The organism is Aeromonas sp. S5(2024) (assembly GCF_041403025.1).
In the GTDB taxonomy this organism is placed as follows: Bacteria; Pseudomonadota; Gammaproteobacteria; order Enterobacterales; family Aeromonadaceae; genus Aeromonas; species Aeromonas hydrophila.
This window is the reverse complement of the sequence record NZ_JBGLRI010000006.1, coordinates 132,291-156,517: the sequence shown is the minus strand read 5'-3', so window position 1 is coordinate 156,517 and position 24,227 is coordinate 132,291. Positions and strand designations below refer to the sequence as shown.

Sequence of the window (24,227 nt, the reverse complement as noted above, 5' to 3'; positions counted from 1 at the left end):
ACGGGGCGCATCATAACGGGGGACGGCCCCGGGCTCCAGCGCCGGGGCAGATGAGAGGATAAAGGGTAGAAGACGGGTGCATCCCGTCTAAAGCAACCGGTTCAGCCCTGCCCGAGCCAGTCGCGCAGCACGCTATCCCGGTCCCCGTCCAGCGCCGGCGAAGCGCGCCCGTAGCGCACCGGGGTGGCCGACAGATGCAGCGGATTGGCCAGGGTGGGCAAGCACTGCTCGCCGCGTTGCACCTGCTGCACCCAGCCGCGCACCGCCCCCTGCTCGAGGGCGAACAGCGCATCCAGGGTGAGGATGGGGCCACCCGGCACCCCGGCCGCCTCCAGCATGGCACTCCACTCGGCGCTGCTGCGCGCCAGCAGCCGCTCGGCAATCAGGGCATTGAGCCGGTGACGCTGGCGCACCCGGCCACTGTTGCTGGCAAAGTCGGGGTCCGTCGCCCACCCAGGTTCCCCCAGCAGGGCCGCCAGCGCGGCAAACTGGCCGTCGTTGCCCACCGCGAGGATCAGATGGCCATCCCGGGTGGGGTAGACGTCGTAAGGGACGATATTGGGGTGGCCATTGCCAAGGCGCCCGGGCGCCTGACCGGTGGCGAGATAGTTCATCGCCTGGTTGGCCAGCACCGCCACCGACACGTCGAGCAGGGCCAGATCGATCTGCTGCCCCTCCCCGGTTCGCTCCCGGTGGCGCAGGGCCGCCTGGATGCCGATGGTGGCGTAGAGGCCGGTGAGGATGTCGACGAGCGCCACCCCCACCTTGACCGGCCCGCCGCCGGGGGCCTCGTCCGGCTGGCCGGTGATGCTCATCAATCCGCCCAGCCCCTGGATCAGCAGGTCGTAACCGGGTCGCTGAGCCCAGGGACCGTCCTGGCCAAAACCGGTGATGGAGCAGTAGATGAGCGCCGGACGGCGGGCCTTGAGGCTCGGGTAGTCGAGGCCGTAGCGTGCCAGTCCCCCCACCTTGAAGTTTTCGATCACCACGTCGGCACAGTCCACCAATGCCAGCAGGGTGTCTCTGTCGCGCGCTAGATCCAGGGCGATGGAGCGCTTGCCCCGGTTGGCGGCATGAAAGTAGGCCGCCTCCCCCGCCACCAGCTCGGGCGGGCCCCAGTGGCGGGTGTCGTCACCGCGCCCGGGGGCCTCCACCTTGACCACATCGGCGCCGAGATCGGCAAGCAGCTGGCTGGCCCAGGGGCCGGCCAGCACGCGGCTGAGATCCAGCACGCGCACGCCGGCAAGGGGCCCCATCACTCAAACGCCTGCAGGTCGGTCTGGGCCCGCCCCAGGATCAGGGCGTGGATGTCGTGGGTCCCCTCATAGGTGTTGACCGCCTCCAGGTTCATCACGTGGCGAATGACGTGAAACTCGTCGCTGATGCCGTTGCCGCCGTGCATGTCGCGGGCGACCCGGGCTATCTCCAGCGCCTTGCCACAGCTGTTGCGCTTGATGAGCGACACCAGCTCCACCGGGCAGCGCCCCTCGTCCATCAAGCGCCCTGCCTGCAGGCAGCCCTGCAGGCCGAGGGCAATCTCGGTCTGTATGTTGGCAAGCTTGAGCTGAAACAGCTGGGTGGCGGCCAGCGGGCGGCCGAACTGCTGGCGATCCAGCCCGTACTGGCGGGCGGCGTGCCAGCAGAACTCGGCGGCGCCGAGCGCACCCCAGGCAATGCCGTAGCGCGCCTTGTTGAGGCAGCCGAACGGCCCCTTGAGGCCGCTCACCCCCGCCAGCCGGTTCGCTTCTGGCACGAAGACCCGCTCCATCACTATCTCGCCGGTGATGGAGGCGCGCAGGGAGAACTTGCCCTCGATCTTGGGGGCGGAGAGCCCGGCCATCCCCTTCTCCAGCACGAAGCCGGTGATCTCGCCATCCAGCTTGGCCCACACCACGAACAGATCGGCGATGGGGGAGTTGGTGATCCACATCTTGTTGCCGGTCAGCAGATAACCGCCGTCGACCCGCTCGGCCCGGCTCTTCATGGAGCCAGGGTCGGAACCCGCGTCCGGCTCGGTGAGGCCGAAGCAGCCCACCAGCTCGCCCCGGGCCAGTCCCGGCAGCCAGCGCTGGCGCTGGGCCTCGTCGCCATAGGCGTGGATCGGGTGCATCACCAGGGACGACTGCACGCTCATGGCCGAGCGGTAGCCGCTGTCGACCCGCTCCACCTCCCGGGCGATGAGGCCGTAGGCCACGTGATTGACCCCGGCGCAGCCGTACTGTTCCGGCAGGGTGGCGCCGAGCAGCCCCAGCTCCCCCAGCTCGTTCATGATGGTGCGGTCAAACTGCTCGCGGCGGTTGGCCTCCAGCACCCTGGGCATCAGCCGTGCCTGGCAGTAGTCGCGGGCGGCGTCGCGGATGAGCCGCTCCTCTTCGCCGAGCTGGCTGTCGAGAAAAAAGGGGTCTTGCCAATCAAATCGGGTACGCGTCATAAAGCACTCCATGCCATGCAAAAGAATCATCAAAGGGCCTCTTTTGGGTCCACCTTAACCACGAAAAAGCTCGGGTAACAAACCCCTCAGCCTGCCTCCCGCAGCGCCCGATAGAGGGTAGTGCGGCTGATACCGAGCCGGCGCGCCGCCTCGCTCACATTGCCATCGCACTCTGTCAGGGTCTGCTGCACCCGTTGCCGGTTCTGCTCGCGCAATGTGCTGCCCGCCAGCGCCGTGGTGGCGGCCGGCGCCACCGCCACGGTCGGCAGATGCAGGTGGGCAGGCTCAATCCAGCCCAGCCCTTCCGCCAGCACGCAGGCCACTTCTAGCGCCTGCTTGAGCTGGCGCACGTTGCCGGGCAGCGGGTGGGCCAGCAGTTGGCGCTCGGCCTCATCGGTCAGGCGCAGGGCAGGATCCATCTCGGCCAGCAGCCGCTGGAGCAGCGCCTGCCGCTCGCGGGTCGGCCAGTCGCGCAGCGGCGCCAGCTGCTGGCGCCAACCGCAGATACGGTAGTAGAGATCTTCGCGAAAGGTGCCGGCCGCCACCATGGCCGCCAGATCCCGGTGGCTGGCGCTGACCAGCCAGAAATCCACCGCCTCGGGTCTGTGGCTGCCGACCGGGGTGACGGCGCGCTCCTGCAACACCCGCAGCAAGCGGGTCTGGGCCAGCAGCGGCAGCTCGCCGATCTCGTCCAGCATCAGGATGCCGCCGTGGGCGGCGCGCAGATACCCCTGGCTGCCCTGGCTGCGGGCACCGCTGAAGGCCCCGCCGACATAGCCAAACAGCTCGGCCTCCACCAGCTCCGCCGGCAGGGCGCCGCAGTTGACGCACACCAGCGGTTGCGCCCGCCGGCTCGACTGCCCGTGCAGTTCGCGCACCAAATGCTCCTTGCCGCTCCCAGTCTCCCCCTCGATGAGCAGCGAGATGCCGCGCTCCAGCATCTTGAGCGGCACCTGCTGGCCGTGCGAGCCGCCGGCATCGGCCGGCAGGCCGGGCAGGGTCGCCACGGGATGAGCCTCCGGTACCAGCCGCAGCCCGCGCCGATCCCGCAGCAGCTGCTTGCCGTCGAAGGGGTGCTGGCCGAGCCAGAGCCGACCGGCCCGGTTGGCCCCGAGCAGCTCACCCTCCTCCCCCAGCAGCAGACGGGCGGACCAGAGACTCTGGGGCTCGAGATCCACCAGCCAGCCCGGCTGGCGCGCCAGCAGCGCGTTTTCCAGGGTCATGGCCAACAACCGCACCGTGCCCAGCATGTCGCCATCGTGATGGGCCGCATCGGTGGAGATGTCGAGCACCCCGAGCAGTTGACCGTCCGGCCCGAGCAGCGGGCAGGCGCTGCAGCTCAGAAAGCTGTGCTGGGCGAAGAAGTGTTGATTGCCGAGCACCTGTACCTCGCTCTGTTCGGCCAGCGCAGTGCCGATGGCGTTGGTACCCTTGCTCGCCTCCCCCCAGCGGGCACCGCTGCGCAAAAAAATGCGCTCGGCGTGGCGGGCAAAGCCGTCGTCACCGCTGGCGGCCAGGATGGCGCCCTCGCCATCGCACAGCAGCAACCGACAGGGGCGCCCTGCCAGCAACTGGCCAAACAGCGGCAACACGAAGCGCTGGAAGCTGGCGATCAGCACCCTGTGCTGCTCCTGACGGGCCGACAGCTCCCCCTGGGGCAGCAAGTCCAGCTCGGCGCTCTGCCGGCGGCTCAGCCCCTGATGCAGGCAGCGCTGCCAGGAACGCTCGATCGGGCTGGCACTGGATTGAGATAATTCGCTCATCACGCCTCCTGTTCACAAACGGCACGACTGTCACGGTCACTGTCCAGAATCGGCACAGTTTCCTCACCTTCGCCCTGGTCATTGGTTAACCAAGATACGCTGCCGCACCCCGTTTGATAACGTTTTTGTAACTTTTACTGTGCTGGTCAGACCCTCTGGCACGTCCCTTGCGATAGACAGCTGCAACCGGGTTGCCCGCCAGCCCGGTCAGGACCACACACATAAAGGATGATGAGATGATTTATACCGCTCCCGGTCAGGCAGGTGCCCTGGTCAGCTTCAAGTCCCGTTACGACAACTTCATCGGTGGTGAGTGGGTGGCGCCGCGCGCCGGCCGCTACTTTGAAAACATCTCGCCGGTGGACGGCAAGGTGTTCTGCGAGGTGGCCCGCTCCGACGCCGCCGACATCGAGCTGGCACTGGACGCCGCCCACAAGGCGTTCGCGAGCTGGAGCAAGACCAGCGTCACCGAGCGCAGCAACCTGCTGCTGCGCATCGCCGATCGCATCGAACAGAACATCGAGGTGCTCGCCATCGCCGAGACCTGGGAGAACGGCAAGGCGGTGCGCGAGACCCTGGCCGCCGACCTGCCGCTGGTGGTGGATCACTTCCGCTACTTCGCCGGCTGCATCCGCGCCCAGGAGGGCTCGGCCGCCGAGCTGGATCAGAACACCGTCAGCTACCACTTCAAGGAGCCCATCGGGGTGGTCGGCCAGATCATTCCGTGGAACTTCCCGCTGCTGATGGCGGCCTGGAAGCTGGCCCCGGTGCTGGCAGCCGGCTGCTGCAGCGTGCTCAAACCCGCCGAGCAGACCCCGGTCACCATCATGCTGATGATGGATCTCATCAAGGACATCCTGCCTGCCGGGGTGGTCAACGTGGTCAACGGCTTCGGCGCCGAGGCGGGCCAGGCGCTCGCCACCAGCGACCGGATCCAGAAACTGGCGTTTACCGGTTCGACTGAAGTCGGCGCCCATATCCTGCGCTGCGCCGCCGACAAGCTGATCCCCTCCACCGTGGAGCTGGGCGGCAAGTCCCCCAACATCTACTTCGCCGACGTGATGCAGCACGAGAGCAGCTACATCGACAAGGCGGTGGAAGGGATGCTGATGACCTTCTTCAACCAGGGCGAGGTGTGCACCTGCCCCTCCCGCGCCCTGGTGCAGGCCAGCATCTATGACGACTTCATGGACAAGGTGCTGGCCCGCGCCCGCACCATCGTCCAGGGCAACCCCCTCGACACCGCCACCCAGGTCGGTGCGCAGGCGTCGCGCGAGCAGTTCGACAAGATCCTGAGCTACATGGAGATCGGCCGCGGCGAAGGGGCCAAGATGCTGATCGGCGGCGGCCCGGCCAGGGTGAGCGGGCTGGAGGGGGGCTTCTACATCCAGCCCACCATCTTCTCGGGTCAGAACAAGATGCGGGTGTTCCAGGAGGAGATCTTCGGGCCGGCACTCGGAGTCACCACCTTCAAGGACGAGGCGGAGGCGCTGGCGATTGCCAACGACACCCAGTACGGGCTGGGAGCGGGCCTGTGGACCCGCGACAGCAACCTGGCCTGGCGCATGGGTCGCGGTATCCAGGCCGGCCGGGTCTGGGTCAACTGCTACCACGCCTACCCGGCACACGCGGCCTTTGGCGGCTACAAGAAGTCAGGGATCGGCCGCGAAACCCACAAGATGATGCTGGACCACTACCAGAACACCAAGAACCTGCTGGTGAGCCACGACATCAATCCCCTCGGCTTCTTCTAAGCCCCCCATGATCAACAAGGGCGCCTGCGGGCGCCCTTTTCATTGCCAGAGCGCTCCTTGCTAGAGCACCGCCTGCCCGGCGCCTATGCCCAGCTGCTGGCGATAGCGCTGGGGCGAGCAACCCAGCTCCCGGTTGAACATGGCGATGAAGGCCGAGGTGGAGCCGTACCCGAGCCGCCAGCCAATCTCCTGCACCGGCAGCTCCCCCTTGAGCCAGGCCAGCGCCTTGAGCAGCTTGAGCCGGGCCCGCCACTGGCCGAAGTTCATCCCCAGTTCCCGCACGCAGCGCCTGGCCAGGGTGCGCTCGGTGGTGTGCAGCTGCTCGGCCCACTGGGCCAAAGTGCGCGGGTCAGCAGGGTCGCTGTAGAGTGCCGCCAGCATGGGGGCCAGCAGCTTGTCCTGGCTCATGGGCAGGTAGCTGTCCTGGCAGCGGGTGCGGGTCAGCTTCTCCACCAGCAGCTCGGCCTGGCGTACGTCCCACTCATCCGCCATATGGCCCAGCTTGCGATCGCAAAAATCGGCCAGGATGGCGCGGATCAGCGGGGTCATCTGCAGCAGCCTGGGCTCGGCCGGCAGCCGCGCCGCCAGAGCGTGATTGACGTAGATGGAGGTGTAGTCGAGGGCCTGCTGGTTGTAGGAGGCGTGCTCCAGATCCGCCGGCACCCAGATGAGGTAGTCGGCCGGCGCCACCAGCCGGTGATCGTCCAGCACTATCTCCATCACCCCCAGACTGATGAGGCTGAGCTGGCCCCAGGGATGGCTGTGGGGCGCACATGCGCTCTCAGCCTGGATCTGCTGGTAACGCAGATAGAGCGGATTGGGCTCTGGCAGATGCAGGTCCGTCGGATGGTAGTGACGTATGGCCATGGCGGGCTAATTGTCCTTTGCGCGGGATGATTTGTCAGTTTTACGTTACTTGATATCAGAAAGACAAGGGTAGACTGGCTACCTCGATAATAAGGAGTCTTTGATGCGTATCTTCTACCCGCTGATGTTTCCGCTGCTCGCCGTGCTGATCTGGGCCACCAATACCGTGGTGTCCAAGGCCGCCGCCGATGTGCTGGATCCCGCGGCCATCTCCTTCTACCGCTGGGTGATCGCCGCCCTGGCGCTGACCCCCTTCTGCCTGCCGCAGCTGTGGCGCCGTCGTGGCGAGATCCGCCCCTGGCTCGGCAAGCTGCTGGTGCTGGCGGCCCTTGGCATGGTGCTCTACCAGTGCCTCGCCTACTACGCAGCCCACACCACCTCGGCCACCAACATGGGGGTCATCGGCTCCCTCATCCCGCTGCTGACCCTGCTGCAGAGCGCCCTCTTCTTCGGCCAGCGGCCGGGCAAACAGGCGCTGCTCGGCATGAGTATCTCCCTGTTCGGGGTGTTCTGGCTGCTGAGCCTGGGCCAGCCGCTGGCACTGCTGCACGACGGCATCAATCAGGGCGACGGCCTGATGCTGCTCGGCTCCGCCAGCTACGCCCTCTATGGCCTGTTGATCCGCCGCTGGCAGCTGCCGTTCGGCCCCTGGCTCAACCTCTACCTGCAGATCCTGCTGGCGGTCTTGCTGCTGGTCCCGGTGGCCCTCTGCGCCGAGTCGCTGGCGGTGCCGGCCGAAGGCTGGGGCCTGGTGCTGTTTGCCGGCATCGCCTCCTCCCTCTTCGCCGCCTACTGCTGGATGCGCGGCCTCGCCTGCATGGGGGCGGAGCGCACCTCGGTGTTCATGAACCTGATGCCGCTGTGCACGGCGCTGATCGCCGTCATCAGCCTGGGGGAGCCGATACACGACTACCACCTGCTGGGGGGCGGTCTCATTCTGGCGGGGGTCATGCTCTCCCAGTTCAAACCGAAGGCCCGCCCGGCCCTGCTGGAAGAGGCCTGAGCGGCCGGCAGCACCGGTTTTTGCACTCAAATGGCAACAAAAAAGGGAGCGCAAGCTCCCTTAACTGTATCTTAAGGGTACCGGAGTAGACTCGAGAAGAACAAACGGACACTTAACCATCAGCAGGTGCTTTATGGGTACAAACACCGTCAACTTGCTCAACAAAGTGCCAGAGGTCACCTTGACATTCTGGTTGATCAAAATGATGTCGACGACTGTTGGGGAAACAGCTGCAGACTTCTTGATCTTTAATCTCCATCTGGGTTTAACGGTTACCTCCTTGCTGATGGGGGCCCTCCTCATCGCGACACTCTTGATACAAGTTCGAGCAACCAGCTATGCCCCCTGGAAATATTGGCTAGCTGTTGTGCTCGTGAGTATTTTCGGCACCTTGGTGACGGATAATCTGACCGACCAGGTTGGAGTACCGTTGGCGGTCTCTACCAGTGTGTTTACGGTTGTGCTATTGGCCACCTTCCGGGTTTGGTATGCACAAGAAAAAACCTTGTCCATCCGTTCTATCGATACCCGCAAACGCGAACTATTTTACTGGGCAGCCATTCTCGTAACCTTCGCATTGGGTACAGCTGCAGGCGACTGGGTATCAGAGGGACTGAATATGGGGTATATGAATGCCACATTGCTTTTCGGATCGCTGATCGCAGTCATCGCAATCGCGCATTATTGGTTCAGAATGCATACCGTGTTAGCATTTTGGATCGTTTATGTACTGACTCGTCCACTTGGTGCTTCAATAGGTGACTGGCTATCACAATCTGAAAAGCATGGCGGCTTGGGATTTGGTGTCACTAGTACCAGTTTGGTTTTTTTTGCCTGCATCATCATGCTGGTCATTTATCAGTCACTGCCGCAGCGAATGCCTAAAGGTGGTTGAAAGATACGATGTGAATAAATTCATGCCAGAACTCAGTTCATCAATAATATATTTTAGGATGCCATCAGCACATCACTACCAGGGGCCTTTGGCCCCTTCATCTTGATAGGAGGATTGGATGGGTTATGGGGATGTGGCAATTAAGGCAGTGTTGATATGTAAATCAGATGACCAATATAGTCCCTGTGACGCCTGGGTACTTGCAGCACAAGAGCACTATCCCTCAAGCCAGTCAGCTCAGTTAAAGGGGTGTCCAAAAGGGGCATTCTTGGAGTTGTGCAGTGAAGGCCTGGTACGAGGCATATCGAGACGGCGTTATTCGCGTGCGATTCAAAGTGGCAGCTATGCTGTCAAAGCAATACGTGTTCTTCAACACTATGAGGCTCAACATACTGAATTACCTAGCGCAGTACAACTTTGGGATATGGTAATGAGGACAGTTGGAAAAGAGATTGTGCACAATGGCCAGATGGATGTGGTTTTAGCTCTTTGGAAAAAAGAGCTGATAATGAAAAAGACTGTTGATTCCATATAGGAAAAATAGGAAAAATTCAATCAATCCATAAAATTGGAGGCCGCAACCTCCAATATCAATCAAGGTCATAAATGATCGGTCTTATGCCGTCGTATCAACCATGTATCCACTACCAGGGGATTCTTGAGGCAACTTGCTTTCCAGTGAACTCAAAAAATCCTGAAGTGATACCTTGTTACCATTTTGGCCTGCACCACTGCCAACAATCGAATTGAATTGATCCTGCAGTGTATTTAAAACAGGGTCAGAGCTGTTGCCGTTGCTCAATGCTGATATCAGTGTATCAAGCCCCTGCTTCATAGAATTACTGCCACTACTCGATTGCAAAGAGACTGCTTGTGCTTGGCCACTTTCGTCGCCGTCATTATCATTGCCATCTTCTTTTCCAGAGGCTCCTCGTACAGCCCCCATCAAATTGTGCATGAAAGATGATAACGCTGACTTTGTATCGCTATTAGAGGTATCGACGTTCACTCCTAGCGATGACAATGCAGACTTTACATCCCCCATCATTTTATCACCCCCACCCTCTCGATCATGGTGATGGTGGTGTTTTGCTGGTTGAGCACTGGCGGAAGACGCTGCGTTATTGTACGAGGCAGAGAGAGAAGAGCTACCGATTGAACTGACATCCGATGACATACGATGTTCCTTTCAAGGTTGGACAAACCCAGTGGCACTCATTGCCACTTTGACCATAGTGCATATACCTTGCCACTGTTTATCCATGAGAAAGATGCAGATAACTTATTGATATAGTTACATCGTTTAATGACACACGGTGAATTAGCCTCGGCAAAAAACAACCTGTGGCAACCTAGTATTGCCACAGGTTGCCAGGCCGACGAACAAATCGGTTCCAACAACGACCCTGTTTAGGATTGAGTTGCAAATTCAGACACAAAAAGCGCCTTCAACGGAGCTTTTTGGAAGAGCCATGATGACAGGTGCGGCTCAACTGCCCCGCCGCCAGTGGTAGCGGCGCTCGGGCCGGCCACGCTGGCCGTAGTTGAGATCCACGTCCACCCGGTCCTCCGACTCCAGATACTCCAGATAGCGGCGCGCCGTGGTGCGGCTGAGGGACAAGCGCAGCGCCACCGTGTCGGTGGAGAAGGCGCTGTCCGGCTCGCCCGCCAGCAGCTCCAGCACCTGGCGCAGGGTGATGGCGTCGATCCCCTTGGGGGTGTCGCGCACCTCGCGCCCCTGGGGCCTCACCTTGCCCATCAGCCGGTCCAGGTCGCTCTGCTCGAGGGAGCCGCGCTCGCAGATGCGTCGGTGCAGGGTGAGGATCTCGTCCAGGCTCTGCTGGATGCGAAACAGTCGCAGCGGTTTGATGATGTAATCCTGCACCCCCTGATTGAGGGCCTGCTGGATGGTCTCCACGTCGCAGGAGGCGGTCACCATGATGACGTAGGCTTCGCGGTTGTGGCTACGCAGCCGGTTCACCCACTCCAGGCCTGAGCCGTCAGGCAGCGAGATGTCCACCAACAGCAGTTGCGGCTGGGCCGCGCGCATCATGAGATCGGCCTGGGTCAGGCTCTCGGCCCGACCCAGCAGGGAAAATCCGGGGGTGGAGGAGACCAGCTCGGCCAGAATGGATCCTATCCGTTCGTCATCCTCGATCACCAGAGTGAAAATGGGCTCCATAGATCACACCAATTGGTTTTTATTCAAGTAGATACCGAACAGCGTCGTCTGTTCGGCGGTGCGGCGCCATTCTATCACACCCCCTCGCCTGGCCACCGTCTCCTTGACCAGGAACAGGCCGACACCGTGATCGCCGGTCTGGCGACTGATGCCGTAATCAAACAGATGGTCCGCCAGCGCCTCGTCCACCCCCTCGCCGCTGTCCTCCACCTCGATCACCAACCGGCGCCCGAAGTCGTTGAGGGAGATGAGCACCCGTGGCGGGCACTGCTTGCGCCGAGCCCAGGCGGCGCGGATGCCGTTGTCCAGCAGGTTGCCAATGAGGGTGATGAGATCCGCCGACACCGCCGCCGGGTACTCACCCAGCGCCGAATCGGGATCCAGCACCAGCTCCACCCCGAGCTCGCGGGCCCGGCTGAACTTGCCGAGGATGAGCCCGGCCACCGGCTTGTCCTCGATGGCCCGCAGCAGATCGTGCAGCATGGTCTGGCACGCCTCGCTCTCCTGCTGGATCAGCTCCACCGCCTGCTCCACGTGGCCGAGCTGCAGCAGGCCGGAGAGGCTGCTGAGCTTGTTGGCAAACTCGTGGGTCTGCATCCGCAGCATCTCGGCATACTGGCGCAGGTGAGTCACCTGCATGCCGAGGCTGCCGGTCACCTCGGGGCGACTGAAGATCAGCAGCCGACCGGGGATCTTGCCCTCCACCGCCTGCCAGCGCCCGATGAACGACTCGCCGTGCACGGTGAAGCCGAGCTCGGTCTCGAGCTGGGTCAGGGCGGGGGCGAGCGGCGGCGACAGCTCCGCCAGCGGCTGGCCGAGCAGGGAGTGGCGACCGGTGCCGGGCAGACGCAGCTGATAAAAGGCGGCGCTGTTGAGCATGCGGATGTGGCCCTGGCTGTCGAGGGCGATCACCCCCTCCGAGATGTGCTCCAGCACCAGCTCCTGCAGCACGAAGCGGTTGACTATGGTCTCCGGTTCCAGATCCAGCAGGGTGCGGCGCAGCCGATGCTGGATCCAGAGCGCCAGCAGCAGGCCGCAGCCCAGCACGGCGCCGATGGCGCTGATGAGCAGGGCAATCCGATCCAGATAGATGCCCTCCACCGTCTGCATCAGATAACCCACCACCACGGCGCCGATGGCGCGCCCGTCCGCCCCGATCACCGGGGCGAAACAGCGAATGGCCGGCCCCAGGGTGCCCACGTCCTTGGAACAGTAACTGCTGCGCTCGTTGAGAGAGGGCCAGATATCCTCGCCACGAAACAGACCGCCTACCAGCTCCGGGGAGGGGTGGCTCAGCCGGCGGGCGTGCTCGTCGGTCACCACCATGTAGGCGGCATCGGTGCGGCTGCAGATCCCCTGCACATAGTCGCGCAGACCCGGATCGCTGCCCCACTCCAGCGCCTGTACCACTCGGCTGTCCGCCGCCAGTACCCGCGCCAGATCGCCCCCCTTCTCCTCCAGGTTCACTTCCAGCAGGTGGCGGATAAAGAGCGCCAGCAGGCTGCCCAGGATGACGATCAGGAGCAGTGACAGGCCCAGGGAGAGGGTGACCAGTTGGTGACGCAGTTTCATCGATTAGCCTTGCAACATCAGGACGCGGACCAATAGTGCGGGCGCCACCAGGTCTGGTCAATCAAAGGTGCGGGATCGCCGGCAAAATCGGCCAGCCCCTCGGCACGGGCACAGAGTGCCACCGCCCTCGCCACGGCGCGGGCCACCTCCCCCACCTGCTCGATGGGGGGCAGCAGCCGCCCTTCGGCCAGCGGATAGGCGCCCACCGCCTGCACCGCCGCCCGCAACATGCCGTCACTGATACGCCGCGCCTTGACCGCGCAGGCACCGAGGCCGATACCGGGGAACACATAGACGTTGTTGCACTGGGAGACCACTCGCGCCTCCCCGTCCACCGCCACCGGCGGGAAGGGGCTGCCGGTGGCGAGCAGGGCGCGCCCGCCGGTCGCCTGCCACACCTGGGCCGGGGTCGCCTCGGCGCTGCGAGTGGGGTTGGAGAGCGGCAGGATCACCGGCCGCTCGCACACCTCCCCCATGGCCGTCAGCACCGCCTCGTCGAACAGGCCGCCCTGACCGCTCACCCCGATCAGCACCCCGGGGCGCAGCCACTCGATGAGTGCGACCAGGGAGTGGCACGCCTCCGCCGCCGGACGGGCAAACGGCTGCTGGGCCGGGGTGAGCCCGGCGCGGTCCTGGCAGACCAGGCCATCCTGATCGAACAACTGCACCCGCTCCGTGCTGCCCGCCAGCTGGGCCAGCATGGAGGCAATGCCACAGCCGGCCGAGCCGGCCCCGACGATCAGCACCGGGGTCTCGGCCAGTGTACTGCCCGCCTGCTGTAGGCCCGCCAGCACGCAAGCCGATGCCACCGCCGCCGTGCCCTGGATGTCGTCGTTGAACATGCAAAGCTCATCGCGGTAGCGAGCCAGCAGATTGGCGGCATGCTTGCCGGCAAAGTCTTCAAACTGCAGCACTACCTGGGGCCAGCGCTTGCGAATGGCGGCCACCACCTTGTCCATGAACTGGTAATAGGGCTCGCCATCCACCCGCGGCGCCTGCCAACCGAGGTAGGAGTCATCTTCCAGCAGCTCGGGGTTGTTGGTGCCCACGTCCACGCACAGTGGCAGGGTGCGCGCCGGGTTGATGCCGCCAGCGGCGGAGTAGAGCGCCAGCTTGCCGATGCAGATCCCCATGCCGCCGATGCCGAGATCGCCGAGCCCCAGCACCCGCTCGCCATCGGAGATGACGATGACGTCCACCTCCTGCTCCACCGCCGCGAAGATGTCATCCAGCTCGTCCCGATCGTGCCAGGAGAGGTAGAGGCCGTGGCTGCGCAGATAAAGGTCGCTGTGGCGCTGGCACGCCTCCCCCACCACCGGGGTGTAGATGATGGGTAACAGCTCGGGCAGATGGTGGCGCACCAGCTCGTAGAACAGCACCGGGTTGTCCTCCTGCAGCTGGCGCAGCAGCAGGTGCTGATCAAACGGGCTCTGCATGGCCGAAACCAGCCGGTAGATGCGGCGCCGCTGCTGGGCCAGCGACTCCTCCTTGTGGGGCATGCGCCCCATCAGCCCCTGTCGCTTGCGTTCGGCATAGGGCAGGCTGGTGCCCATCATGATGTCGTTCATTATCTTGTTCCTTATGCCAGCAGCGAAATGAGCAGGGTGGCCAGGATCAGCATGACGGCGCCCCCGAGACGAGATGAGATCTGGGCAAACGGCATCAGGGTCATGCGCTGGGCCGCCGAGAGCACGGCCACGTCGCCGGTGCCCCCCATGTTGGCCATGCACAGACCGCCAGTGATGGCCGCCTCGATGGGGTAAAAACCGATCATTCGGCCCACCAGCGCCGCCCCCAGGGCACCGCCGACCACAGTCACCAGTACCAGCACGAAGTAGCTGACCGAGAAGGCGCTGATGAGCTCGGGAATGCTGGTGTAGGCGACACCGATCCCCACCAACAGGGAGGGAGTCAGGTTGCTGACCACGAACTGGTACCAGTCGGCCGCCGCCTGCTCGTAACGGCGGGGCAGCAGGCCGCTCACCTTGATGACGGCCACCGCCAGGATCATCAGGGCGAAAGGATGCATGGGGATAAAGTTGCCGAGCAATGAGCCCAGCACGAACATGCTGGAGCTGATGAAGAGCCCAAGGCCAAGGCTCTCCAGTGTCGGCGCTTGCACCTTCTCTTCGGCCACGCCAGCGGCACTCTCTTTTATCATCAGCTTGCCGTTGCCGGTCAGGGAGGGGTAGCGGCGACCGAGGCGAGCCAGCAAGGTCCCCACCAGGATGGCCAGGGTGTTGGCGATCACCACCGCCGGCACCATGCGCGACAGCAGATCGGCGCTCGACATCTGCAGCGGCCCGGAGAGGATCTCCACCAGCGGTACGGCGCCGGCCCCCATGCCGCCCCCCATGATGGGCAGACCGATCAGCAGCACTGCATTCTTGAAGCCATACCCCATCAGGGCACCCACCAGACCGACGCTGAGCAGCGCCAGCGCGACGCCCCCCAGGATCACCGGCAGGTAGCGCATGGCGGCGTTCTTCAGCAGGGCGCCGCTCATGCCGAACACCGAGCCGGTCACCAGGCTGGCGATGAAGAAGTTGAGAAAGCCCCCCTCCTTCATGAAGCCGATGATCACCTGACCCGCCTCGACGGGCAGGATCCGGTATTCAAACAGGGCGGCGCCGCCGAAGATGGCGAGTATGGTGCCGCCGCCCAGGTATTCACGGATGGGGGTGATGCGCTCCCCCAGCTCGGTCAGCAGGGTGCCGAGCACGAACATCAAGGCCAGCGCACCGACCATGCCGAGTGGCAGAGAGCCGTTCCAGCCCGAGAAGAGTACGCAGGTGGCAAGCCCGAGGAAGATCATCATGGGCATGCCGGCAATCTGTCGGTCGCCAAACAGCGCGATCCGGGTCTGTGGGGTAGAGAGGTTTTTCATTGTTATGCTCCAGCGTGTGGTGTGGCGCCACTCTAGCCATCTCTCTCCCCCCTGTCGGTTAGCCTGTCTGCAAAGGCATATAAAAACATTAAATTCTTAAACGTTATGGCTGGCAGAGGATGCCGCCCGGCCTGTTATTGGCATTATTAAGACGCACTATCGTGCCGTGCCAATCAAACCGGTGGACACTCATCCCTCAATGCCAACAGGCTCTTGATGGGGCCATTATCAAATAACGATTAAATAATGGACGGCAATGCATCTCAATAATGGGAAACCATACTTGCCCCGCTCCATGCTATTTCGACTGATCACCGGCAAGGATTGAGTGGCGATCTCAAGATCGGCAAATCCCAATCGGACAAACCGCCGCAGACCGGAAGAGACAACTGGAAGATTGTGGGCGTGCGATCACGTCGAGGTCCGCAAAGATGATCTGCCCATGGCAGGCGGTGCCTGCCTCAGGGGCGCGTTTGAGCCGATACGAGCAGGCCCTGCAACAGACCGTCAAATGATGATGACGGCCTCATGACACCAACCGAAAAACTATTCGGCTAATAACAGTGGAATATTGGCAGGGTCAAATTCATGACAGGTTTCGGTACTTTCCAGGCTGAGCCCATAATGGCCATCGGCAACATATTCCACCTCCAGCAACAGACTCTCGATGGAAAAATGGGAGTCACCCGATTCATATCGTTCCACAGCTATCGTCTCCCTGTTTAGCTAACCCATCAATATTAGTGGATAAAAAACAGTCTGCCGAATGCAGATAATATTTTTCTGCTGCCAACATTCTCGGCCATGGCTATTCCAAGGCTATTTTCAGCACAATCGGTGACATGATTTGATTATTTCACCGGCCCATGGCGGGAATGGTTCACCCAAATAGTCTCGCGGCAGACACGGGTTGCTGCCGGCGGGGTGCTCAAGCCTAGCAAGCAAGCTCCACAAGAAGCCTACCTCCAATTTTCATAAACAAGATCGCGATCACACTATTTACTTAGCCTGCTAAACAACTACAATGCTTAGCAAGCTAAGTAAATGGAGAGCCTCATGATGAAGGATCTGGAAATGCTGCGCGAGCTGTCCCTCGCCGAACGGGTCGGCCGACTGCATCGGCTGTGGCGCACCGTGGCCGATCTCGAACTGGCCCCCCTAGGCCTCACCCATCCCCGCTGGACGGCGCTGTGGAAGCTGAGCCGGCTCGGTGGCCACCTCAGCCAGAAGACCCTGGCCGAAGCGCTGGAGATCGAACTGCCCTCCCTGATGCGCACCCTGGGCCAGCTGGAAGAGCAGGGGCTGGTGGAGCGCCACTGCTGCAGTCAGGACAAGCGGGCCCGCATCGTCACCCTGACCCCGGCCGGCAAGGCACTGCTCGACCAGATTGAAGATCGCATCATGGAGATACGCCGGGAGTTGCTCGCCGGCATCAGCCAGCGGGAGCTGGAACAGTTTGAAGATATCGTGCACCGCATCTGCGCCAATGCCCTCGGCAAGATAGGTGCACAGAGTGAAGAGAGAGAGTGAAATGACCCCGGATCAACAATTCAAGCGCTGGATAAAATGGGCCATGGGCGCCTTCGTACTGGTCTTTGCCTACTTCCTGCTGGCCGACCTCAAGATGCCGCTCACCCCGCAAGCCATGGCGACCCGCGTCGTGACCAAGATGGCGCCCCAGGTCAGCGGCAAGGTGGTCGAGGTGGCCGTCGGCAACAACCAGCACGTCAAGCAGGGCGACCTGCTGTTCGTGCTCGATCCCGCTCCCTTTGAGCTGGCGGTGGAGCAGGCTCGTCTCGCCCTGGCCCAGGCCGAGCAGCAGAATCGCCAGCTCGATGCCACCCTCAATGCCGCCAGCGCCGACTTCAGTTCGCTGCAGACCCAGGCTGCCCTCAAGCTGCGGGAGGCCGAACGCATCGACGCCCTCTATCGCCGCCACATGGTCTCCGAGCAGCAGAAGGATGACGCCGACAGCGCGTTTCGCACCGCCCAGGCCAACCTGCTGGCCAGCAAGGCCCGCATGACCCAGGCCAGGGTCAACCGTGGTCTGCCCGGCGATGACAACCTGCTGCTGCGCCAGGCCCGCAACCACCTCGCCCAGGCCGAGCTCAACCTCGCCTACAGCCGGGTCCACGCCAGCCAGGACGGCATCATCACCAACCTGCAGCTCAAACCGGGCAGCTTTGCCGCGGCGGGTGCACCGCTGCTGGCACTGGTCTCCGAGCAGGTGGACGTGATCGCCGATTTTCGCGAGAAGAGCCTGCGCCACGTCAATCAGGACAGCCAGGCACTGGTCGCCTTCGATGGCGAGCCGGGCCGTCTCTACCCCGCCCGGGTCACCAGCCTGGATGCCGGGGTCAGCGCCGGCCAGTTCGATGCCAACGGCCTCCTAGCCAGCCCTACCGAGTCGGATCGCTGGGTGCGCGATGCCCAGCGTCTGCGCCTGCACCTGGCGCTGGAGCAACTGCCCGCCCATCTGCCGGCCGGTGCCCGCGCCACCGTGCAACTGCTGCCCGACAACGCCCTGACCGGACTGCTGGCCCGCGCCCAGATCCGCCTGCTCAGCCTGCTGCACTACATCTACTAAGGTGACGGCAATGACTTTGTGGCACAGGCCCCTCACCGCCAACGAACTGCGCCAATGCCTGCGCATCGCCTTTGGCAGCACCACCGGCTTTCTGCTCTGCAAGCTGTTTGGCTGGAACTACGGCGTCTTCTACACCGTCACGCCGGTGCTGCTGCTGGGCATGGTGCCGGTGATGAACGGCCATGCCGCCCGCCAGCTGATCGCCGCCGCCGTGGTCTGCGGGCTGGAAGTGGGGCTGCTGGGGGGGCTGTTTGGCGGCCATCCCGGCCTGATGGTTCCCATCGCCTTCCTGCTGTTTCTCTACCGCTTCGCCGCCATGTCGCGGGGCAGCCTGTTCCTGTTCGGTGCCAACGGGGTGTTGAGTCTCAGCATCATGCTGCACTTTGCCAGTTACCCGCAGACCGATCTCAACGACCTCATCTTCAGCAACCTGTGGGCCAGCGTGCTGTCGGTGCTCATCGCCTACCTGATGACGGCGCTGATCCCGGACGTGGAGGAGCGCCCCAAACCGGCCCCCTCCCCCAAGGCACCGCACCGGATGCGGCACGAGGCGCTGCTTGGCGCCAGCATCGCCACCCTCTCCTTCATGGTGTTCCAGATCTTCGATCTGCGGGACTCCATGTCGGCCCAGGCCACGACCCTGCTGGTGCTCTTCCCCATGCATTGGGACGGCGCCCTGAGCTATGCCCGCAAACGGGCCATGGGCACCCTGCTCGGGGTGAGCTTCGGCCTGGTCAGCCAGCTGGTGCTCTACGACTGGTCGGGACTGCTGTTGCTGGTCGCCCCCATGCTCTGGCTCGGCGCCATGCTGTTCAGCCATGCCCACGTGAAGGAGGCGAGCGGTTCCGGGGTCGGCTTCGGCGCCCTCACCACCCTCGGCATCCTGTTCGGCCAATACCTGACGCCGGGCAACGATCTGGTGTTCAGCGCCCTCTACCGGGTCAGCAGCATCTTGTTTGCCATCGTCGCCACCCTGCTGGCCTGTTACCTCATCCACCGACTGCTTAACCGCTTCGAGGCCACTCGGTTCGGTTATTGACCCCCTGTTGTTAGCTCAAGGATGTGCTGCCTTTCGCCCCGCTATGCCTACCGGGGCGTTTTTTTGCCTCCCGTTTGGCAGCACCTGCGGCCAGCCCCAGCAACTATGCTTGCTAGGGCAGTCGGCAACAGGAGAGAGACCATGGCACGAGCAGCATACATCCACTGGTTGGCAATCACTCTGCTGCTGGGGATGACCTGTGCCCGGGCAGAGCAGGTGCTCATTGCCGCCGAGGATGACTGGGCCCCCTACTGCGCCCTCGACAAGCAGAGCGGCCAGCCGCAGGGGCTGGCCCCCGAGCTGGTGAAGGCGGCCTTCGCCGCCGAGGGGGTCGACGTCGAGTTTCGTACCATCCCCTTCGCCCGCTGCATGTACGAGGCACGCAGCGACAAGGTGCTCGGCTGCTTCGATGCCACCATCACCGAGGAGAACCGCTACCAGTACTTCTGGCACGAGACCCCCATGTTCGAGGAGGATCTCGCCATCTTCGCCCTGGCCCGCGAACCGCGCCGGGATCTCAAGCTCACCTCGCTGGAACAGAAAACGGTGGGCATCACCCTCGGCTACACCTACCCCACCGACTTCATGGAAAACCCCAGGATCACCCGCTTCCAGGCCAAGTCCGACGCCCAGATCATCGAGATGCTGGTGCGCGGCCGGGTCGACTACATCCTGATGAACGAGATGCCGGGCTACCTCAAGATCCAGCAAAAGCAGCTGAGCGGGAAGGTGGTCAAGGTGGGCAAGATCTCCACCGACGGTTTCTGGCTCGCCTTTTCCCGCGCCCACCCCCAGGGCGAGGCAATGGCCAAGCGCTTCGAGGAGGGGCTGCAAAAGATCCGCAACAACGGCACTTACGAGGCGCTGGTGCGCGCCTTCGAGGCCAGACTCGGCCTGCATTGAGCCGCTGCTCATTAGCGCTTCTTTTGACGCCCATGGACGCATATCGACGCAAGCCGGGTCGAGGCGCATTGCGCCCCTTTGGCAAGCTGTTAGGATCACGCCCGGATGACACCGATGGAGAATCAACATGAAGTACGCCAACCTTCTGCTGCTGGGCATCACGAGCCTGACCCTGCTGAGCGGCTGCGAACGCGGTGCCGGCACCCTGAGCGTGACCGGTGGCGACCCCGTCACCTACCTGTGTGAACAGGGCAAACGGGTGCAGGTACGCTACTTCACCCTCTCCGATCAGAGCCTCAACTTCGTCAAACTGGCACTGCCAGACGGCAAGGATTACACCCTGCCGCAGAGCGTTTCCGCCTCCGGCGCCCGCTACACCGACGACCATGAGGCCGTCTGGTGGAACAAGGGAGATGAAGGCTTTGTCGAGATGCGCGACAAGGATGGCGAGTGGCAGAGCGTCTACAACGACTGCAAGCAGCAGTAAACAACAACCCCGGCCAGGCCGGGGTTGTTCATTACTCCACTTCAATCTCGTAGCGACCCACCACTCGTACCGGAATGGCCTGCGGGTTCTGCTCCGACACGCGATAGCGGGTCTTGGCCAGCCCCGACAGGGCGATCAGGTCCAGCACGCCGGGCGGCTCCGAGGCCACAATCTCTGGGCTGAACAGATTGCCGTTGGAGTCGATGAGATAACGGATCTCCACATAGCCCTTGACGGGCCGCTTGGCTGGCGCACCGCCCACTGGTTCAAACGGAGGCACCTCGCCATCCTGCACCCAGTATTTGCCAAGCTCCGCCATGGTCACCTCCAGCGGCGGCTGGTTCAGTTTCACGGTGGGACTGGGGCTGGCACAGCCCCCCAGCAGACCGAGCACAATGCCCAGCAGCAAGACCTTCAAACCCATTCAACACTCCTTGTTGAGTCAGATCAGAGGGGTCACCCCTCCCCGGCAGGGTTGCCGGCCCGTTACTGTAACAATCGGAACCCGTTTGAGCAGCATAAAAAAAGCCAACCCCATCGGGTTGGCTTTTGGCAAAGCGGCTCAGCGTCAGCCGCGCTTGTCGCTGACCACCAGCCAGAGCGCATGCACCATGCCGGGCAGGCCGCCGAGCAGGGTCAGCACTATGTTGATCAGAAAATGCAGGCTGAAGCCCACCTGAAGAAAGGCACAGACCGGGGGCAGAAAGATGGCCAGCAGGATCTTGAGCAGATTGTTCATCTCGGATTTCCTCGTCAACGATGTCACAGGGATAGCAATGGGCTAACCATAAACATCCCTGGCTTCAACTGCAAACCAGACAGGGAATGCGCTCACCCCCTTCCCGCCAGGCGTTGAGGTCGTGGATGACCTGATTGCTGCTGCCGCGCCAGAGCAGGCCGGGATCCGCCAGCCCCTTCTCGAACTTGCCGTCCACCAGCACGTCCAGCAAGGCCACCAGCTCGCGCTGGGCCGGGCTGAGCTCGCCAAGCAGATAGCCGGTCCAGCACCAGATGTCCTTGCCGGGGCACTCGGCACGCACCCGCCGCACCAACGCCAGCACCTGGGTCACGTTGGCGGGGTGGAGCGGATCGCCGCCGGAGAGCGACAGCCCGCGCCGCTTGATGCGCGTGTCGTTGAGATCCGCGATGACGCGATCGCTCATCGCCTCGTCAAACGGCTTGCCGCCATCGAGCCGCCAGGTGCTCTGGTTGTAGCAGCCTGGGCACTGGTGTTCGCAGCCCGAGACAAACAGGGTGGCGCGGGTGCCGGGGCCGTTGATCACATCGACCGGGTAGTATTGGTGGTAGTGCATCTAGAACGTCACTTCACACTCAACTACATCAATACATGTCTGAGCCTGAGAGTGATTGGCCGCAGTAAACCATTCACCATCACGAACCTGAACATCATTTAGATCCTTCAACCGCAAACAGCGCCAATTGTAAATAGAGTTTGGAGTCACAATACCTTTGCTACTTGAACCACCGAACTGATAGAAAAGTGCTTGCTGGTACCCATTCTTGGTACCGATTGCATGAGGGCACATTTCACGATAATGCCCTTGGTATTCAGCAATAATTTGTTTTTTATTCAGAATTGCGTATTTGACTAATTCATAAGTACTCATACAGGCATCTCCTAACAAATTGCTACGTGAAAGAACTTCAGTTGGCTCTGTTTACATATGCTTGACGCGGCGCTTCACCTCCTCCTGCTTGCCCGCATTGAAGGGGCGCGCATCCGGGCTGCCGAGGTAGCCGCAGACACGGCGGGTCACCGATACCTTGGCCGGGTCGTGGTTGCCGCAGCGCGGGCAGGTGAAGCCCTTGGAGGTGCACTCGAACTCACCGGTGAAGCCGCAGTCGTAGCACTCGTCGATGGGGGTGTTGGTACCGTAGTAGGGCACCTTGTCATAGCTGTAGTCCCAGACGTTCTCCAGCGCCTCCAGGTTGTGCTGGATGTTGGGGTACTCGCCGTAGCAGATGAAACCGCCGCTGGCGATGGGCGGATAGGGCGCCTCGAAGTCCAGCTTGTCGTACGGATTGACCTGCTTCTCCACGTCGAGGTGGAAGCTGTTGGTGTAGTAACCCTTGTCGGTCACCCCCGCCACTACGCCAAACTCCTTGGCGTCGATGCGGCAGAAGCGCGAGCAGAGGTTCTCGCTCGGGGTGGAGTAGAGGCTGAAGCCGTAGCCGGTCTCCTCCTTCCACTCGTCGGTGGCCGCCTTGAGCCGCGCAATGATGGCGATGGCCTTCTGCTGCAGTTCGGCGCTGTCAAACAGGTGCACCTGATCGCCAAACAGGGCGTTGATGGTCTCGTGTACCCCGATGTAGCCAAGCGAAATGGAGGCGCGACCGTGCTTGAAGATCTCGCTGACATTGTCGTCCGCTTTCAGACGCACCCCGCAGGCCCCTTCCATGTAGAGGATGGGCGCGACCCGGGCCTTGACCCCGTCGAGGCGCTTGATGCGGTACATCAGTGCGGTCTTGGCTACCCGCAGGGCAGCGTCCAGCTTGTCCCAGAAGTCCGCTTCATCGCGGGATTTCAGGGCGATGCGCGGCAGGTTGAGGCTCACCACGCCTAAGTTGTTGCGCCCTTCGTGGACCAGCTCGCCGTGCTCTTCGTAGGCACCGAGGAAGGAGCGACAGCCCATGGGGGTCTTGAAGGAGCCGGTCACCTTGACCACCTGGTCGTAGTTGAGGATGTCCGGGTACATCCGCTTGGAGGCGCACTCCAGCGCCAGCTGCTTGATGTCGTAGTTGGGATCGCCCTGCTTGTGGTTGAGGCCATCCTTGATGGCGAACACCAGTTTCGGGAACACGGCGGTCTTCTTGTTCTTGCCAAGGCCGGCGATGCGGTTGCTCAAGATAGCGCGCTGGATCAGGCGTGACTGCCAGCTGTCGCCGAGGCCAAAGCCGAAGGTGACGAACGGGGTCTGACCGTTGGCGGTATGCAGGGTGTTCACCTCGTACTCCAGCGACTGGAAGGCGTCGTAACACTCCTTCTCGGTGCGGGCCATGGCGTAGGCATCCACATCGCTGATGCCCCACTCCTGGGCCACTTCCCGGTGTTTCTCCCAGCTGATGGTCACATAGGGGGCCAGCACTTCGTCGATGCGGTTGATGGTGGTGCCGCCATAGATGTGGCTCGCCACTTGGGCGATGATCTGGGCCGTGACCGCGGTGGCGGTGCTGATGGACTTGGGAGTGTCGATCTCCGCGTTGCCCATCTTGAAGCCGTGGGTCAGCATCCCCTTCAGGTCGATCAACATGCAGTTGAACATGGGGAAGAAGGGGGAGTAGTCGAGATCGTGGAAGTGCAGATCGCCGCTCTCGTGGGCCTGTACCACATCGCGGGGCAGCATGTGACTGGTGGCGTAATGCTTGGCGACGATGCCCGCCAGCAGGTCACGCTGGGTCGGGATCACCTTGGAATCCTTGTTGGCGTTCTCGTTGAGCAGGGCTGCGTTGGTCTGCTCCACCAGGCCGCGGATCTCCTGGGCCAGCCGGCCGCGGGCCTCGCGAGCCTGATCCCGGTCGTGACGGTATTCGATGTAGGCACGGGCGATGGCCTTGTCGTCGGAGGCCATCAGGTGGTTCTCGACCCGGTTCTGGATCTCGTGGATGTCCACTTCTCCCCGCCCTTCCAGCTCCTGGCTGACGGCGGCGGCAATGCGCTCTGCCAGCGCCGGACTGGCCTGATTGACCGCCTCCGCCGCTCGGCCCACCGCCTCGGCAATCAGCTGGGCATTGAATGGTGCGCGACATCCATCACGTTTGATCACAACCGGTTTCATGGAGTTTCCCCGTTAAAAAAGGCCAGGCTCTCGCCCTCGGCTTACCCTTGTTTGGCCCCC

At 62.7% G+C, this 24,227-nt stretch carries 23 protein-coding genes; 9 read left to right on the top strand and 14 right to left on the bottom strand.

The annotated features are described in order from the left end of the window. Window positions 1-101 precede the first annotated feature (101 nt). The 3 genes from ACB032_RS13840 to ACB032_RS13830 form a co-directional block, all read right to left on the bottom strand. On the bottom strand, window positions 102-1,256 hold the full coding sequence (locus ACB032_RS13840; protein ID WP_060388798.1) for a CaiB/BaiF CoA-transferase family protein: 1,155 nt from the start codon (window positions 1,254-1,256) through the stop codon (window positions 102-104). Then, window positions 1,256-2,431 (bottom strand): acyl-CoA dehydrogenase, encoded by a 1,176-nt coding sequence (locus tag ACB032_RS13835; protein WP_371138118.1) that lies wholly within the window; start codon window positions 2,429-2,431, stop codon window positions 1,256-1,258. The genes ACB032_RS13840 and ACB032_RS13835 overlap by 1 nt, the downstream gene beginning before the upstream one ends. Before the next feature lie 86 nt (window positions 2,432-2,517). Then, a complete protein-coding gene (locus ACB032_RS13830; RefSeq protein ID WP_371138117.1) occupies window positions 2,518-4,194 on the bottom strand; it encodes a sigma-54-dependent Fis family transcriptional regulator in 1,677 nt (558 codons plus the stop codon). A gap of 236 nt (window positions 4,195-4,430) precedes the next feature. Between ACB032_RS13830 and ACB032_RS13825 the strand changes: the two genes are divergently transcribed. Next, window positions 4,431-5,948, top strand: a complete 1,518-nt coding sequence (locus ACB032_RS13825; RefSeq protein WP_077096213.1) for an aldehyde dehydrogenase family protein — start codon at window positions 4,431-4,433, stop codon at window positions 5,946-5,948. A gap of 60 nt (window positions 5,949-6,008) precedes the next feature. Here ACB032_RS13825 and ACB032_RS13820 read toward each other — a convergent pair whose 3' ends face one another. Beyond that, a complete protein-coding gene (locus tag ACB032_RS13820; RefSeq protein ID WP_254200820.1) occupies window positions 6,009-6,815 on the bottom strand; it encodes a helix-turn-helix transcriptional regulator in 807 nt (268 codons plus the stop codon). Between the two features lie 103 nt (window positions 6,816-6,918). Here ACB032_RS13820 and ACB032_RS13815 point away from each other — a divergent pair, with 103 nt between their 5' ends. The 3 genes from ACB032_RS13815 to ACB032_RS13805 all read left to right on the top strand — a co-directional run bounded on the left by ACB032_RS13815 (window position 6,919) and on the right by ACB032_RS13805 (window position 9,248). Then, window positions 6,919-7,818, top strand: a complete 900-nt coding sequence (locus ACB032_RS13815) for a DMT family transporter (protein ID WP_219254606.1) — start codon at window positions 6,919-6,921, stop codon at window positions 7,816-7,818. 133 nt (window positions 7,819-7,951) lie between these two features. Next, a complete protein-coding gene (locus ACB032_RS13810) occupies window positions 7,952-8,713 on the top strand; it encodes a hypothetical protein (protein WP_371138116.1) in 762 nt (253 codons plus the stop codon). Window positions 8,714-8,831: 118 nt separating this feature from the next. Beyond that, window positions 8,832-9,248, top strand: coding sequence for a hypothetical protein (locus tag ACB032_RS13805; protein WP_371138115.1), 417 nt, complete (start codon window positions 8,832-8,834; stop codon window positions 9,246-9,248). 81 nt (window positions 9,249-9,329) lie between these two features. On the opposite strand, the gene ACB032_RS13800 is transcribed toward ACB032_RS13805, so the two are convergent. The 5 genes from ACB032_RS13800 to ACB032_RS13780 form a co-directional block, all read right to left on the bottom strand. After that, window positions 9,330-9,890 (bottom strand): hypothetical protein, encoded by a 561-nt coding sequence (locus ACB032_RS13800; protein WP_124252991.1) that lies wholly within the window; start codon window positions 9,888-9,890, stop codon window positions 9,330-9,332. 312 nt (window positions 9,891-10,202) lie between these two features. Continuing rightward, on the bottom strand, window positions 10,203-10,895 hold the full coding sequence (locus ACB032_RS13795) for a response regulator (RefSeq protein WP_011705161.1): 693 nt from the start codon (window positions 10,893-10,895) through the stop codon (window positions 10,203-10,205). 3 nt (window positions 10,896-10,898) lie between these two features. Beyond that, window positions 10,899-12,467: a sensor histidine kinase gene (locus tag ACB032_RS13790; protein ID WP_042065405.1), complete on the bottom strand. Its 1,569-nt coding sequence runs from the start codon at window positions 12,465-12,467 to the stop codon at window positions 10,899-10,901. A gap of 17 nt (window positions 12,468-12,484) precedes the next feature. Then, the gene (locus ACB032_RS13785; RefSeq protein WP_371138114.1) at window positions 12,485-14,035 is read right to left on the bottom strand and encodes an NAD-dependent malic enzyme; all 1,551 of its coding nucleotides are present in this window, start codon (window positions 14,033-14,035) and stop codon (window positions 12,485-12,487) included. A gap of 11 nt (window positions 14,036-14,046) precedes the next feature. Beyond that, on the bottom strand, window positions 14,047-15,354 hold the full coding sequence (locus ACB032_RS13780; protein WP_039213362.1) for a 2-hydroxycarboxylate transporter family protein: 1,308 nt from the start codon (window positions 15,352-15,354) through the stop codon (window positions 14,047-14,049). A gap of 1,056 nt (window positions 15,355-16,410) precedes the next feature. On the opposite strand from ACB032_RS13780, the gene slyA reads away from it, so the two are divergent. The 5 genes from slyA (at window position 16,411) to ACB032_RS13755 (ending at window position 20,370) form a co-directional block, all read left to right on the top strand. Beyond that, window positions 16,411-16,884, top strand: coding sequence for a transcriptional regulator SlyA (gene slyA, locus ACB032_RS13775; RefSeq protein WP_010634735.1), 474 nt, complete (start codon window positions 16,411-16,413; stop codon window positions 16,882-16,884). A gap of 1 nt (window position 16,885) precedes the next feature. Then, on the top strand, window positions 16,886-17,941 hold the full coding sequence (locus tag ACB032_RS13770; RefSeq protein WP_371138113.1) for an HlyD family secretion protein: 1,056 nt from the start codon (window positions 16,886-16,888) through the stop codon (window positions 17,939-17,941). 10 nt (window positions 17,942-17,951) lie between these two features. Then, window positions 17,952-18,980, top strand: coding sequence for a DUF2955 domain-containing protein (locus ACB032_RS13765; RefSeq protein ID WP_011705154.1), 1,029 nt, complete (start codon window positions 17,952-17,954; stop codon window positions 18,978-18,980). Window positions 18,981-19,121: 141 nt separating this feature from the next. Continuing rightward, a complete protein-coding gene (locus tag ACB032_RS13760) occupies window positions 19,122-19,883 on the top strand; it encodes an ABC transporter substrate-binding protein (protein WP_029301550.1) in 762 nt (253 codons plus the stop codon). 127 nt (window positions 19,884-20,010) lie between these two features. Continuing rightward, window positions 20,011-20,370: an MliC family protein gene (locus ACB032_RS13755; protein ID WP_371138112.1), complete on the top strand. Its 360-nt coding sequence runs from the start codon at window positions 20,011-20,013 to the stop codon at window positions 20,368-20,370. 31 nt (window positions 20,371-20,401) lie between these two features. Here the strand turns inward: ACB032_RS13755 and ACB032_RS13750 are convergent, their stop codons facing one another. From ACB032_RS13750 to nrdD, 5 genes are all read right to left on the bottom strand, one after another. Continuing rightward, window positions 20,402-20,794, bottom strand: a complete 393-nt coding sequence (locus tag ACB032_RS13750) for an energy transducer TonB (RefSeq protein ID WP_043161294.1) — start codon at window positions 20,792-20,794, stop codon at window positions 20,402-20,404. A 144-nt stretch (window positions 20,795-20,938) separates the two neighbouring features. Next, a complete protein-coding gene (locus ACB032_RS13745) occupies window positions 20,939-21,109 on the bottom strand; it encodes a YqaE/Pmp3 family membrane protein (RefSeq protein ID WP_005303354.1) in 171 nt (56 codons plus the stop codon). 64 nt (window positions 21,110-21,173) lie between these two features. Beyond that, window positions 21,174-21,683, bottom strand: a complete 510-nt coding sequence (gene nrdG / locus ACB032_RS13740; RefSeq protein WP_371138111.1) for an anaerobic ribonucleoside-triphosphate reductase-activating protein — start codon at window positions 21,681-21,683, stop codon at window positions 21,174-21,176. Next, entirely contained in the window at window positions 21,684-21,998 is a 315-nt protein-coding gene (locus ACB032_RS13735; protein WP_270799421.1) for a hypothetical protein, read from the bottom strand. A gap of 51 nt (window positions 21,999-22,049) precedes the next feature. Beyond that, a complete protein-coding gene (gene nrdD / locus ACB032_RS13730; protein WP_371138110.1) occupies window positions 22,050-24,167 on the bottom strand; it encodes an anaerobic ribonucleoside-triphosphate reductase in 2,118 nt (705 codons plus the stop codon). Window positions 24,168-24,227 lie beyond the last annotated feature (60 nt).

Bases quoted from the DNA above. Each gene is read 5' to 3' on its own strand.
- nrdG (WP_371138111.1), bottom strand. From the start codon at position 21,683: ATGCACTACCACCAATACTACCCGGTCGATGTGATCAACGGCCCCGGC.
- nrdD (WP_371138110.1), bottom strand. From the start codon at position 24,167: ATGAAACCGGTTGTGATCAAACGTGATGGATGTCGCGCACCATTCAAT.
- ACB032_RS13785 (WP_371138114.1), bottom strand. From the start codon at position 14,035: ATGAACGACATCATGATGGGCACCAGCCTGCCCTATGCCGAACGCAAG.
- ACB032_RS13800 (WP_124252991.1), bottom strand. From the start codon at position 9,890: ATGTCATCGGATGTCAGTTCAATCGGTAGCTCTTCTCTCTCTGCCTCG.
- ACB032_RS13790 (WP_042065405.1), bottom strand. From the start codon at position 12,467: ATGAAACTGCGTCACCAACTGGTCACCCTCTCCCTGGGCCTGTCACTG.
- slyA (WP_010634735.1), top strand. From the start codon at position 16,411: ATGATGAAGGATCTGGAAATGCTGCGCGAGCTGTCCCTCGCCGAACGG.
- ACB032_RS13805 (WP_371138115.1), top strand. From the start codon at position 8,832: ATGGGTTATGGGGATGTGGCAATTAAGGCAGTGTTGATATGTAAATCA.
- ACB032_RS13795 (WP_011705161.1), bottom strand. From the start codon at position 10,895: ATGGAGCCCATTTTCACTCTGGTGATCGAGGATGACGAACGGATAGGA.
- ACB032_RS13750 (WP_043161294.1), bottom strand. From the start codon at position 20,794: ATGGGTTTGAAGGTCTTGCTGCTGGGCATTGTGCTCGGTCTGCTGGGG.
- ACB032_RS13830 (WP_371138117.1), bottom strand. From the start codon at position 4,194: ATGAGCGAATTATCTCAATCCAGTGCCAGCCCGATCGAGCGTTCCTGG.
- ACB032_RS13760 (WP_029301550.1), top strand. From the start codon at position 19,122: ATGGCACGAGCAGCATACATCCACTGGTTGGCAATCACTCTGCTGCTG.
- ACB032_RS13825 (WP_077096213.1), top strand. From the start codon at position 4,431: ATGATTTATACCGCTCCCGGTCAGGCAGGTGCCCTGGTCAGCTTCAAG.
- ACB032_RS13755 (WP_371138112.1), top strand. From the start codon at position 20,011: ATGAAGTACGCCAACCTTCTGCTGCTGGGCATCACGAGCCTGACCCTG.
- ACB032_RS13770 (WP_371138113.1), top strand. From the start codon at position 16,886: ATGACCCCGGATCAACAATTCAAGCGCTGGATAAAATGGGCCATGGGC.
- ACB032_RS13745 (WP_005303354.1), bottom strand. From the start codon at position 21,109: ATGAACAATCTGCTCAAGATCCTGCTGGCCATCTTTCTGCCCCCGGTC.
- ACB032_RS13835 (WP_371138118.1), bottom strand. From the start codon at position 2,431: ATGACGCGTACCCGATTTGATTGGCAAGACCCCTTTTTTCTCGACAGC.
- ACB032_RS13735 (WP_270799421.1), bottom strand. From the start codon at position 21,998: ATGAGTACTTATGAATTAGTCAAATACGCAATTCTGAATAAAAAACAA.
- ACB032_RS13840 (WP_060388798.1), bottom strand. From the start codon at position 1,256: ATGGGGCCCCTTGCCGGCGTGCGCGTGCTGGATCTCAGCCGCGTGCTG.
- ACB032_RS13820 (WP_254200820.1), bottom strand. From the start codon at position 6,815: ATGGCCATACGTCACTACCATCCGACGGACCTGCATCTGCCAGAGCCC.
- ACB032_RS13810 (WP_371138116.1), top strand. From the start codon at position 7,952: ATGGGTACAAACACCGTCAACTTGCTCAACAAAGTGCCAGAGGTCACC.
- ACB032_RS13815 (WP_219254606.1), top strand. From the start codon at position 6,919: ATGCGTATCTTCTACCCGCTGATGTTTCCGCTGCTCGCCGTGCTGATC.
- ACB032_RS13780 (WP_039213362.1), bottom strand. From the start codon at position 15,354: ATGAAAAACCTCTCTACCCCACAGACCCGGATCGCGCTGTTTGGCGAC.
- ACB032_RS13765 (WP_011705154.1), top strand. From the start codon at position 17,952: ATGACTTTGTGGCACAGGCCCCTCACCGCCAACGAACTGCGCCAATGC.